The 11,996-nt window shown below is 39.0% G+C and carries 12 protein-coding genes; 8 read left to right on the forward strand and 4 right to left on the reverse strand.

Translation table 11 applies throughout. The features are described from left to right. Window positions 1–55: 55 nt before the first annotated feature. Window positions 56–1,483: a D-alanyl-D-alanine carboxypeptidase/D-alanyl-D-alanine endopeptidase gene (dacB, locus tag G0Q07_RS12525; protein ID WP_163346413.1), complete on the reverse strand. Its 1,428-nt coding sequence runs from the start codon at window positions 1,481–1,483 to the stop codon at window positions 56–58. A 107-nt stretch (window positions 1,484–1,590) separates the two neighbouring features. Here dacB and crcB point away from each other — a divergent pair, with 107 nt between their 5' ends. Then, on the forward strand, window positions 1,591–1,974 hold the full coding sequence (gene crcB, locus G0Q07_RS12530) for a fluoride efflux transporter CrcB (protein ID WP_163346420.1): 384 nt from the start codon (window positions 1,591–1,593) through the stop codon (window positions 1,972–1,974). A gap of 63 nt (window positions 1,975–2,037) precedes the next feature. On the opposite strand, the gene G0Q07_RS12535 is transcribed toward crcB, so the two are convergent. Next, on the reverse strand, window positions 2,038–2,910 hold the full coding sequence (locus G0Q07_RS12535) for an SDR family oxidoreductase (protein ID WP_163346422.1): 873 nt from the start codon (window positions 2,908–2,910) through the stop codon (window positions 2,038–2,040). A 215-nt stretch (window positions 2,911–3,125) separates the two neighbouring features. Here G0Q07_RS12535 and G0Q07_RS12540 point away from each other — a divergent pair, with 215 nt between their 5' ends. The 6 genes from G0Q07_RS12540 (at window position 3,126) to G0Q07_RS12565 (ending at window position 8,051) form a co-directional block, all read left to right on the forward strand. Beyond that, the gene (locus G0Q07_RS12540; protein ID WP_163346424.1) at window positions 3,126–3,494 is read left to right on the forward strand and encodes a DUF190 domain-containing protein; all 369 of its coding nucleotides are present in this window, start codon (window positions 3,126–3,128) and stop codon (window positions 3,492–3,494) included. A 302-nt stretch (window positions 3,495–3,796) separates the two neighbouring features. Further along, entirely contained in the window at window positions 3,797–4,489 is a 693-nt protein-coding gene (locus G0Q07_RS12545) for an iron-sulfur cluster assembly scaffold protein (protein WP_163346426.1), read from the forward strand. A gap of 12 nt (window positions 4,490–4,501) precedes the next feature. Continuing rightward, the gene (locus tag G0Q07_RS12550) at window positions 4,502–5,494 is read left to right on the forward strand and encodes a GGGtGRT protein (RefSeq protein ID WP_163346428.1); all 993 of its coding nucleotides are present in this window, start codon (window positions 4,502–4,504) and stop codon (window positions 5,492–5,494) included. Between the two features lie 98 nt (window positions 5,495–5,592). Then, window positions 5,593–6,060: a C-GCAxxG-C-C family protein gene (locus tag G0Q07_RS12555; protein WP_163346430.1), complete on the forward strand. Its 468-nt coding sequence runs from the start codon at window positions 5,593–5,595 to the stop codon at window positions 6,058–6,060. 338 nt (window positions 6,061–6,398) lie between these two features. Beyond that, complete coding sequence (eno, locus tag G0Q07_RS12560; protein WP_163346432.1) at window positions 6,399–7,697, forward strand: phosphopyruvate hydratase; 1,299 nt, start codon at window positions 6,399–6,401, stop codon at window positions 7,695–7,697. Window positions 7,698–7,856: 159 nt separating this feature from the next. Then, the gene (locus G0Q07_RS12565; RefSeq protein ID WP_163346434.1) at window positions 7,857–8,051 is read left to right on the forward strand and encodes an adenylosuccinate synthetase; all 195 of its coding nucleotides are present in this window, start codon (window positions 7,857–7,859) and stop codon (window positions 8,049–8,051) included. Between the two features lie 560 nt (window positions 8,052–8,611). Here G0Q07_RS12565 and pckA read toward each other — a convergent pair. Together pckA and xerD are read right to left on the reverse strand one after the other, a co-directional pair. Beyond that, entirely contained in the window at window positions 8,612–10,216 is a 1,605-nt protein-coding gene (gene pckA / locus G0Q07_RS12570; RefSeq protein WP_163346441.1) for a phosphoenolpyruvate carboxykinase (ATP), read from the reverse strand. 242 nt (window positions 10,217–10,458) lie between these two features. Next, the gene (gene xerD, locus G0Q07_RS12575; RefSeq protein ID WP_163346443.1) at window positions 10,459–11,358 is read right to left on the reverse strand and encodes a site-specific tyrosine recombinase XerD; all 900 of its coding nucleotides are present in this window, start codon (window positions 11,356–11,358) and stop codon (window positions 10,459–10,461) included. A 138-nt stretch (window positions 11,359–11,496) separates the two neighbouring features. On the opposite strand from xerD, the gene aroQ reads away from it, so the two are divergent. Next, complete coding sequence (gene aroQ, locus G0Q07_RS12580) at window positions 11,497–11,913, forward strand: type II 3-dehydroquinate dehydratase (protein ID WP_163346445.1); 417 nt, start codon at window positions 11,497–11,499, stop codon at window positions 11,911–11,913. Window positions 11,914–11,996: the final 83 nt, after the last annotated feature.

Below are 11,996 nucleotides of genomic sequence, written 5' to 3' on the forward strand. Positions count from 1 at the left end.
CATTAAAACAGGAATCCGGTTCGGGTTCCTGTTTTTTTATGCCTCATTCATTTCACTAATATTCAGTTTTTAACAGTACAAACAACTGTTCAACTTCCTTAATCAAAGTGCTGTGCGAACCGGCAAAGTGGTTAAACATAAACGAGAATACCAGTTTGTTTCCTTTGTTGGTGGTGAGGTAACCGGAATAACAACGAACACGTGTCATCGAGCCACTTTTTGCTTGTAATGTTTTTCCCGGAAGTCGATCGGTATCGAAACGTTTAAAAGTCCCCTCACCGGCTACTGGCAACGATTGAACAAAAGCATTATTCGTCGCCATTATTGTAAGAAAGCGGGTGAAAAATGCTGGCGGAACAGCGTTGAAATGCGAGAGACCACTGCCGTCTTCCATAAAAATATTTTCCATGTCCAGCCCCCTGTTTTCCCAATATTCTTTTACCAGATCGATGGCATCGTTTCTATTCCCCAATCCATTTTTTTCTACAGCAATCTGCTTCAGAAAATGTTCGGCAAACAGGTTTACACTTTCATGGTTCAACACTTCTGCAATCTCGGCCAATGTAGGCGATTCCTGCATATAAATCAATTTTGTTTTTTTGTTTATATTTTTCTCAAGACGTATTTCGCCATCAACAAAAATACCTTCTCCCAAAAGGTTTTGCAGGAATGCTTGCGCCAAAATCTTCTCCGGTTCAGGAATAGAAGCTTTTATGGTAAAAGCACTGCGGTTTCGCGGAATGGTACCTCGAATTACTCGATGTTTATCAAACGGGCCACCAAAAACATAGGCGTTGTCGCTATTATTATCAGCCGAAAGTACTTCGTTAACGAGTTGCAAACCATCAATTTTAGGATAGGTTTGAATTACTTGAGTTAGCCGCCCAACTTTTTTAGGTGACGAAAAAGTTATTCGATACATGTTATCGTAAACGGTAAACGCATTGGGGCCGGCACCATAATAATTTCCAATATCGCCCCACACCCAGCTGTCAGGAATTCGTTCGGTGTCGTATATTCCGGCATCGAGAACCAAATCGCCTTTTACCTTATTTATTCCTGATGCTTTTACTTGTTTAGCCCAGTTTTTCAAAAACTCAAAATAATGATCCTGAAAATACTCCGATCCCAAAGCCGGATCTGCTCCGGCAATCAACACTAAATCGCCATCTAACACACCATATTTATCAATTTTACCGGTGTAGGATATTTGCGTTTTAAACCGGTAATCACCCCCCAATATTTCCAGTGTGGTTCCTGAAGTGATCATTTTCATCGTTGAAGCCGGCACTAACAATTTATCAGGATTCAAGCTAAAAATATTTTCTCCTGAATTCAGATCAATCACATTTATTCCCACCGAAGCATTTCTGTATTCTTCTTGTTGAAGGAGCTCTTCAACCGACGATTTAAAACTGGTTTGAGCAATGATTTGCCCACTAAAAACCAAAAGAAAAAGTAAAGAAAAATATCGTGCCTGCATTTTTATTATTTTTGAAAGGTTAAAAATAACAGATTGTTTGAGTAGACTCAGTAAATTGCAATTAATCTGTATGACAAATTCAATCAATTAATATCAAAATCATAAAAATGCTACGAACAATATTAATAGTTGGCGCCGGAGGTTTTTTAGGAAGTGTACTGCGTTACCTGGTTCAGCTATTTGTGGAGAAAGGAATGAGCACCACTTTTCCGTGGGGAACTTTTGTGGCCAACATGGCCGGAAGTTTTATTATTGGCATTGTCTTCGCCCTGGCTCAAAAAGGCAACCTGCTAAACGCCGAATGGCGCATGTTTATAGCCGTAGGCTTTTGTGGTGGATTTACAACTTTTTCGTCGTTTGCCTACAATAACCTCACGATGTTAAAAGAACAAACCTATGGACAATTTATACTAAACGTTGGAGGAAGTTTATTCTTTGGACTGCTGGCGGTGTACCTGGGAATGATTTTGGTGCGGGCAGTCATTCATTAAAAAATCAGATCCGAATCACTTTCATGCAATCCGGATCTTTTCTTTCTTTATTTATTTTCAAAACTATTGCTTTTTTACCCCATCCAAATCAGCAATTTCCATTGCTTCAAGTATCTCTTTTCTGATTGGTTCCACAACATCATTCAGTTTCTGTAATCCAAAATCCAACCCGCCAATGGTTCGCAAAGGCCTTGTTCCGGGTTCTGAATTAATCAGATCTTCAAAAATGCGTACAATAATCATCGGATCTGTTGGCGCATTTTCATCCGCAAATAAATTCATTACATTCTCTGCAAAACCATCGGCAAACTCTTTTACATGTTGATAGGCTTTGGCCACTTCTTCATTTTCTGCCTGAACAAGATTTCCAAAAAATTTCGTTTCAAAAGGTCCGGGTTCAACAATTGCTACATCAATTCCAAAGGGAGCCAACTCATAGCGCATGGCTTCGCTCAACCCTTCTACCCCCCATTTACTGGCATTATAAACGCCAAATGCTGGGAATGCACCGCGACCAGCTACCGAACTCAACTGAATAATAAGTCCCGATTTCTGTTTGCGCATGCCTGGTAAAACGGCCTGAGCCACCCGGATGTTTCCTACAATATTTAAATCAAGTTGCGCCAGTACTGCATCAGGAGAAAAGGCTTCCATAGCCCCACTATATCCGAACCCGGCATTGTTAATCAACACATCGATTGTGGGAAGTTGATCTGCTGCCTTCTTTACACTTTCATCCGAGGTAACATCCATTTCGAACACCTCCATTTTATAGTTGTTGGATTTGGCAAAATCAGTCAGTTCCGCAGCCGGTTTTGAGTTTTTAGTAGTAACATTTCGCATAGTGGCAAAAACATGATGCCCTTTTTCTGCCAAATATTTTGCAGATAAATAACCAAACCCCGAACTGCAACCAGTAATTAATACCTTTTTCATTTTGTTGTTTTTGGTAAATAAATAGAAATTATAAAAGTACCTGTAAGTATGATTTTAGAACATCCGCTGATAACCAATTGTTCAACAATCCAATTAATCGTAACAGAAAGTAATCACCACTAAATTAATATGAGTCATTAGTAGCCTCCATTTGAAACCAAATCTCTCTTTTTTCTGTAAAACCGTGTACTGTAAAACCTTAAAATCAAAGCATTATGAAAACAACAGAAAAAACAGGAATACTGAAGATCTATATCGGAGAATCGGATAAAATAAATGGCAGAGTGTTGTTCGAAGAAATTGTATTTGAAGCACGAAATTCCGGGTTGGCAGGTGCTACTGTTTATAAAGGAGTTATGTCGTTTGGCGCCAGCCACAGCATACATACCATGAAAATCTTTGCGCTGTCGAGCGATTTACCGGTTTCTATTGAGCTAATCGATAACATTGATAAGCTTGATAAATTTGTTGAAAAGTTGAACAAACTATTGGATAAAAGTCAACGGGGAGGATTAGTAACCTTTCAGGAATTAGATGTTGTCCGTTACGAAAAAGGATTAAAATACCGCGAAGAATATCATTAATCAACTACTCTTGCCCCCTACCCATTTTACCCATTCGTGGCGGCGAATTAAATCAATCATATCTCAGTTGTTCACCACAAAAGACTCAAACCACAAATAGCAATACAAGACCTTTTAATCCTTTACATTCAACACTTTAACTAAACGTTAATAAACAAAACATTGTATGCTCTAAACATTTTCAGCAGGTACTGTAGAACAATTATTTGATATTTTCACGCCGCAGTAAAACAGACCTAAAAGCTCTAAATAAAGAGTCTTTCTAACTGTTTCAGCAAAAAAACCAGAAAATAAATATTAATATGAGTTTTACACACGAAGTTGAAGGTATGATTTGCGTTGCCAAAGGAGCAAATCATGGCCCGGCTCCAATTCCTCAGGAAGGAAGTTGGACTAAAGCCAAAGAAGTTACAGACATTTCGGGTTTAACCCACGGTGTTGGTTGGTGTGCGCCACAGCAAGGAGCATGTAAATTAACATTGAATGTTAAAGAAGGTATTATTGAAGAAGCGTTGATTGAAACTATCGGTTGTACCGGTATGACTCATTCGGCTGCAATGGCTTCAGAAATCCTTCCCGGAAAAACAATCCTTGAGGCATTGAATACCGACCTTGTTTGTGATGCTATTAACACTGCAATGCGCGAGTTGTTCCTTCAGATCGTTTACGGTCGTTCGCAAACTGCTTTCTCTGAAGGTGGTCTGCCAATTGGTGCCGGTCTTGAAGACTTAGGTAAAGGGTTACGTGGTGTAACAGGTACACTATACGGAACTTCAGCAAAAGGTCCTCGTTACCTTGAAGTAGCTGAAGGTTATGTTTCTAAAATCGGTTTAGATGCCGACGAAGAAATTATCGGTTACGAGTTTGTTCAGCTTGGAAGAATGATGGACATGATTAAATCGGGTAAAGATGCAAACGAAGCTTTGAAAGAAGCGACCGGTACTTACGGACGTTTCGCTGATGCAGTTAAAACCATTGACCCACGTAAAGAATAGGAGGAAAGAATTATGCCATTATTTGAAAGTTACGATAGAAGAATTAAACAGATTGATGCTGTTTTAAATTCATACGGAATTGCTTCGGTAGAAGAAGCAAAACAAATTTGCGACGACAAAGGTGTTGACGTTTATAACGTTGTAAAAGATACTCAGCCTATCGCATTCGAGAACGCAATGTGGGCTTATATTGTAGGTGCTGCAATTGCTATTAAAAAAGGCCAGACTGAAGCTTCTGAAATTGCTGCAACTTTAGGCGAAGGTTTACAGGCTTTCTGTATTCCGGGATCGGTTGCCGACGACAGAAAAGTAGGTATCGGTCATGGTAACCTGGCTGCAATGTTGTTGCGCGAAGAAACTAAATGTTTCGCTCTTTTGGCCGGTCACGAATCATTCGCTGCTGCCGAAGGTGCAATTAAAATTGCCAACTTCGCCAACCGCGTTCGTAAAGAGCCTTTACGTGTAATCCTTAACGGATTAGGAAAAGATGCTGCAAAAATTATCTCGCGTATCAACGGTTTCACTTACGTTCAAACTAAATTCGACTACAAAACTGGTGAAGTAGCCGAAGTTAGCCGTAAGAAATACTCAGAAGGAACTCGTGGCGATGTAAATTGCTATGGTGCCGACGATGTACGTGAAGGTGTTGCTATTCTTCATAAAGAAGGTGTTGATGTATCTATTACAGGTAACTCAACTAATCCAACTCGTTTCCAGCACCCGGTTGCAGGTACGTACAAAAAAGAGTGTTTAGAGCAAGGTAAAAAATACTTCTCAGTTGCTTCTGGTGGTGGTACAGGTCGTACGTTACACCCGGACAACATGGCTGCCGGTCCTGCTTCATATGGTATGACAGACACGATGGGACGTATGCACTCTGATGCACAGTTCGCCGGTTCTTCTTCAGTTCCTGCTCACGTTGAGATGATGGGATTGATCGGAATGGGTAACAACCCGATGGTTGGTGCTTCTGTTGCTGTTGCTGTTGCCGTTTCGCAAGCTTAATTCAGATTCTATTCGCAACAATTTGTTGTGAAAAAATATATTAGAAGGCATAAAGTTTAGGAGAAATCCATAGCTTTGTGCCTTTCTTTTTTTAGCATATGTGCACGACAACAAATACCACAAAAGAATTTATCATTGAAGAGGCACTAAATCGTTTCGACGAAGGTTATGCCTGCTCGCAATCGGTATTGCTTGCTTTTGCCGATCATTTTAAACTGGATAAAACCATGGCCAAACGTATTTCTTCCACTTTTGGAGGCGGAATGGGACGTTTGCGCGAAACCTGTGGAGCAGTAACCGGCGGATTTATGGTGATGGGACTGGCATTTGGTAACGAGGACCCCAAAGACATGGACACCAAACTAAACAGCTACAAAAAAGTTCGCGAATTAAATAAACTGGTTGAGGATATTCACGGAACAACAAATTGCCGACAGCTATTAATCAAACACGCTACCGAAGCCCAGGTAAAAGACCGGAAACACCACAAAATTATTTGCCGCAAAGTAGTTGGAGATGCCACTACTCTTGTTTATGATATTCTGAAAGAAAATAACGAAATTTAATTAAGCCCCTCCCCTCATTTGCACGTCATGCTAAACTTGTATCAGCATCTTACTGCTGTTATGCGATAATATACTCAAAAAAACCTGAACTAAATTCAGGGTAACGTTCCGGCACATTCCCAAAAGGACATTCAAATTGATTTTAACACTTATAAAATAATAGTGCGCTAAACAAATTATATTGTAATCCAAATTGATGATCTTAATTTCACATAAAAAAGGAGTAAACTATTCGTTAATCTTCGTAATTTCGTGAAACAATTTAAGCGCCTCAGCGTTTACAAAGCAGTAATTGCACTAGCAATCTGGAAAAGTTAAATAAATAAAAACTACTTACAATGTTAATTAGCGACGTAAAAGCAAGAGAGATTATCGATTCTCGTGGTAACCCAACTGTTGAAGTTGATGTAACACTCGAAAGTGGTGCTTTTGGCCGTGCAGCTGTTCCTTCAGGAGCATCAACCGGCGAAAATGAAGCACTTGAATTACGTGATGGCGACAAAGGCCGTTACTTAGGAAAAGGCTGTTTAAAAGCAGTGGCAAACGTTAACGACGTTATTGCAAAAGAAATTATTGGTATGGATGCTACCGACCAGGTGGCTGTTGATAGCAAATTATTGGAACTCGACGGTACAAAAACAAAATCTAACTTAGGTGCAAACGCTATGTTGGGTGTTTCGCTGGCTGTGGCAAAAGCAGCTGCCGAGTACGCTGAGCTTCCTTTATACAAATACATTGGTGGAACAAACGCAAAAACATTGCCTGTTCCGATGATGAATATCATTAACGGTGGTTCACACTCCGATGCAACTATCGCTTTTCAGGAATTTATGATCCGCCCTATTGGTGCGCCTACTTTCCGCGAAGGTTTGCGTATGGGAGCTGAAGTTTTCCACGCTTTGAAAAAAGTATTGGGGGCAAAAAACCTATCAACCGCAGTTGGCGATGAAGGTGGTTTTGCTCCAGCCCTGGGAGGAACTGAAGAAGCTATCGAATCAATCCTTACAGCTATTAAAGACGCCGGTTACAAAGCAGGTCGTGCTGAAGATGGTGGCGATGTTTCTATTGCTATGGACTGTGCTTCATCAGAATTCTACAAAGATGGTGTTTACGATTACAGCATTTTCGAGCCAAACGGCGTAAAACGTAACTCGGAAGAACAAGCTGCTTATTTGGCTGAATTAATTGCAAAATACCCTATCGATTCAATCGAAGACGGTATGGACGAAGGAGACTGGGACGGATGGGTAAAACTGAACGCTGCCATTGGCGACAAATGCCAGTTGGTTGGCGACGACCTTTTTGTAACCAACGTTGAGTACCTGAAGAAAGGTATCGAGCTGGGAGCTGCGAACTCCATCCTTATTAAAGTAAACCAAATTGGTACCTTAACTGAAACGTTAGACGCCATTGAAATGGCACACCGTGCCGGTTACACTTCAGTAACTTCTCACCGCTCGGGTGAAACTGAAGACTCAACCATTGCCGACATTGCAGTGGCTACCAACTCGGGGCAGATTAAAACAGGTTCTATGAGCCGCTCCGACCGTATGGCAAAATACAACCAGCTGCTTCGTATTGAAGAAGAACTGGGTGCAAGCGCCATTTACGGGTACAAAAAGATCTACAAGATGTAAGCATATTCTTTAGGAAATATCACAAAACCGTCTTTCGTTTGAAGGACGGTTTTTTTGTGCCTAAAATATTGGTCTGAAATTTCAGAATTATTTGAATATTCTTGAACAAAGCACTGCCCCTACTTGCTTTAGTAGAAAGAATAATAAACTTTATAGCGCATGATAAAAAAAGCAAGCATATTCACATTTTTACTTTTTGTTGTAACGCTGGCAATAGCTCAGGCACCAAGTGGCATCCCGACAGGGAAAGCTGAGCCTTTGGAAATGAATTTACCAAACATCATTTTTTTCATTGTTTTACCTATTTTACTGTTGATTTTTTACATTATATGGAGACGAAAGAGACGAAAATAAATTTCGGTCTCATTGGTAATAAACACATACTCATCATAAAGGCGGATGAAACGAATAGCATGAAGTTAAGTCTTAAAGCTTTTATCAGTTTAACCCAAAGGCACCCCTTTGAATGTGTATATTCGATTATAAAATTGCGCCCTTGAAAGGGCGGCTAAATTGCGAATTCAGGGCGAATAATTGTTTTCTATTAATTTTTAGAGAGTTGCCCCAGACTGAAAAAATATAGGTTTCAGCCCATTCGCTCTTAGCGTACTGAAATTGGGTTTTAACACAACCTATTGCTAGTAGTAAATTGTTTTGCACCGTTCTTTAAGGTGGGAATACACTTATTATTGTACAAGATGCCATTAACCTTTAACTGCATGTTTAATGGCTAAAGCCAAAATGTATTTACAAACAAAAATATCCCAAACTAAAGCCTGATGAAAAAAACAAGCCTACCTGTTCGTTATTATTGGCAAGAAGCGAGTTACAGTAGCGTTGGTTTTCGGAAAATTAACCACAAAAAAACCTTCCACCCAAAGGCAGAAGGTTTTCTGTATATCAATTGATTTGTATTAGTCAATTTGAGGTCCGGCAGCAACCAATGCTTTACCTTCTTCGTTATCTGTATATTTAACAAAGTTTTTGATAAAACGACCACCAAGATCCTGAGCTTTGTCTTCCCATTCTTTAACATCAGCGTAAGTATCGCGTGGATCAAGAATGTTAGAATCAACTCCCGGTAATGCAGTTGGAACTTCAAGATTAAATACAGGAACATTTTTAGTTTCTGCTTTTTCGATAGAACCATCAAGAATTGCGTTGATGATACCACGAGTGTCTTTAATAGAGATACGTTTTCCTGAACCGTTCCATCCAGTGTTTACCAGGTAAGCCTCAGCTCCATGCTCTTCCATTTTTTTCACTAATTCTGCACCATACTGAGTTGGGTGAAGTGTTAAGAAAGCAGCACCAAAACAAGCAGAGAAAGTAGGCTGAGGAGCCGTTACTCCACGCTCAGTTCCGGCAAGTTTTGCAGTAAATCCTGACAAGAAGTGATATTTTGTTTGTTCCGGAGTTAATTTAGAAACCGGAGGCAATACACCAAATGCATCAGCTGAAAGGAAAATAACTTTTTTAGCGTGACCTGCTTTTGAAGGTACTGCAATATTTTCGATATGGTTGATTGGGTATGATACACGAGTGTTCTGAGTTACAGAACCATCAGTAAAATCAACTTTACCATTTTCGTCAACAGTTACGTTTTCTAACAATGCATTGCGTTTGATTGCTCCAAAAATTTCAGGCTCTGCTTCTTTATCTAAATTAATAGTTTTTGCATAACATCCACCTTCAAAGTTGAATACACCATCATTATCCCAACCGTGTTCATCGTCACCAATTAACTGACGAGAAGAATCAGTTGACAGAGTTGTTTTTCCGGTACCTGAAAGACCAAAGAAGATAGCAACATCACCTGCTTCTCCAACGTTTGCAGAACAGTGCATTGAAGCCATACCACGTAATGGCAAGTAGTAGTTCATCATCGCGAACATACCTTTTTTCATCTCACCACCATACCAGCTACCGCCGATAACCTGCATTTTCTCAGTCATGTTGAATACAGTGTAAACTTCAGAGTTCAGACCGTGTTCTTTATATTTTTCATTTGATGTTTTTGATCCGTTCATTACAACGAAATCAGGCTCACCATAAGTTTCCAATTCTTCAGCAGTTGGGCGCAAGAACATGTTTGTTACAAAGTGTGCCTGCCATGCAACTTCCATAATAAAACGAACTTTCAAACGAGAATCTTCGTTAGCACCACAGAAAGTATCAACTACGAACAATCTCTTTCCTGAAAGTTGATCAGTAGTCGTTTTTTTTAGGTCAGCCCAAACTTCAGGAGTAATTGGTTTATTATCATTTGGAGATTCAGGACTATTCCACCACATGGTATCTTTAGTTACATCATCCATTACGATGTACTTATCCTTTGGAGATCTGCCTGTAAATTCTCCGGTCATTACATTAACAGCGTCAAGTTCTGTTAACTGTCCTTTTTCGAATCCTTCCAATGCAGGATTCATTTCTTCTTCAAAAAGTTGTTCGTATGAAGGGTTGTGAACAATTTCCTGTACGTCTACAATTCCGTACTTACTTAAATCTAATTTTGCCATAACTACCTAATAATTAACTTAATAATACAATTTTTCGTCTACTTAAATCGGGACACAAAAATATCATTTTTTTCTAATCAGGAAGATGAAGGGGCAGCTTTTAGCGTTTTTTTGATACCGATTAAACATTAGCTTAACAATAGAAATCTTGAGTTTACTTAGGGACTTTTTGTTTTTTCGGACAATAAAAAAGAGCGTTACAAATAATAGGTAACGCTCCTGCTTATCTTATATAAAAAGAACTACGACCTTGGATGAAACTGATGTATAGTCGACTTCAAATAGTCTTTGTCAAGATGGGTATAAATTTCTGTCGTCAGTATCGATTCATGTCCTAACATTTCTTGTACGGCTCGTAAATCAGCTCCTCCGTTTATTAAATGTGTGGCAAATGAATGACGGAAGGTATGCGGACTAATTTTCTTATCAAATTTTACTTTAGCGGCCAGGTTTTTTATAATCGTGAAAATCATTACCCGACTTAGTTTTCGTCCCCGACGATTTAGGAACAATATATTTTCACTGTCCTTATTCACCCTTAAATTCTTCCTGTAATTGCCCAGGTACTTATTAATTTCTTCAATAGCTCTTCCGCTAACCGGCACCAGCCTTTCTTTATCCGCTTTCCCCTCAACTTTTATAAATCCTTGCTCAAAGAACAGGTTTGTCATTTTTAGATTTACAAGCTCCGAAACACGCAAGCCACAGCTATATAAAGTTTCAAGCATCGCTTTATTTCTTTGACCTTCTGATTTTTTCAGATCTATAGCATTTATCAGCGTATCAATTTCTTCCATCGATAAAATATCCGGAAGTTTTCGGCCAATTTTTGGCGACTCGAGTAAGGCTGTTGGATCACTGGTAATCTTTTCTTCAATCAAAAGGTATTTATAGAAAGATTTTATGCCCGAAATAGTTCGTGCCTGAGTTCTTGGACTCACTCCTTTATTATTTAACCATTCGACAAAACTTTTTAACTGGCTCAGGACTACCTTCTCCGGAGTAACCCCTTTATAGCTTTTTTCAAAAAAATCTTCGAGCTTATTAATATCGTTAATATAGGCCGCTATTGAATTCTGCGACAAAGATTTCTCTAACGTTAAGTAATTCTCATATCCCTTTTTACATTCCTCCCATTTCATAATCTTGCAAATTAAGGTTACTTTTATGTCTGTTTATTTGTGCAACGCATGCTCACCAAAAGTGTGAACTATTGATACAAAAAAATATTACGTTGCATTTTGAATAAAGTTACTATAAAATATATTAAAATTGAAATAATGAAGCTCTTGATTATCAATGGACCTAATTTAAACCTACTAGGAGTAAGGGAAAAATCGATTTATGGAACAAAAAGTTTTAAAAGTTATTATGAACAATTAAAACTGGATTTCCCGGATCTGGACCTTACTTATTTTCAATCGAACGTTGAGGGCGAATTAATAAATACATTGCACGAACATGGTTTTAGCTACGATGGCATAATTATAAATGCCGGAGCCTACACTCATACCTCGGTTGCCATTCGCGATGCCATTGCAGGAATAAAAACTCCGGTTGTTGAAGTGCATATTTCAAATACACTCACGCGCGAAGATTTCAGACATAAATCAATAATTGGTCCGGTATGTAAAGGATGTATTATGGGTTTTGGGCTTGAATCATATCGATTAGCTCTTCAAAGTTTCGTAAATTGAAACTGATTCTATACTCTCTATTAAATTTAATCCCAGATTAAATTTAATTTAACCGTTAAATCGGGTTTTATTGTACTTTTGCG

This window comes from Draconibacterium halophilum, from assembly GCF_010448835.1.
Lineage (GTDB): Bacteria > Bacteroidota > Bacteroidia > Bacteroidales > Prolixibacteraceae > Draconibacterium > Draconibacterium halophilum.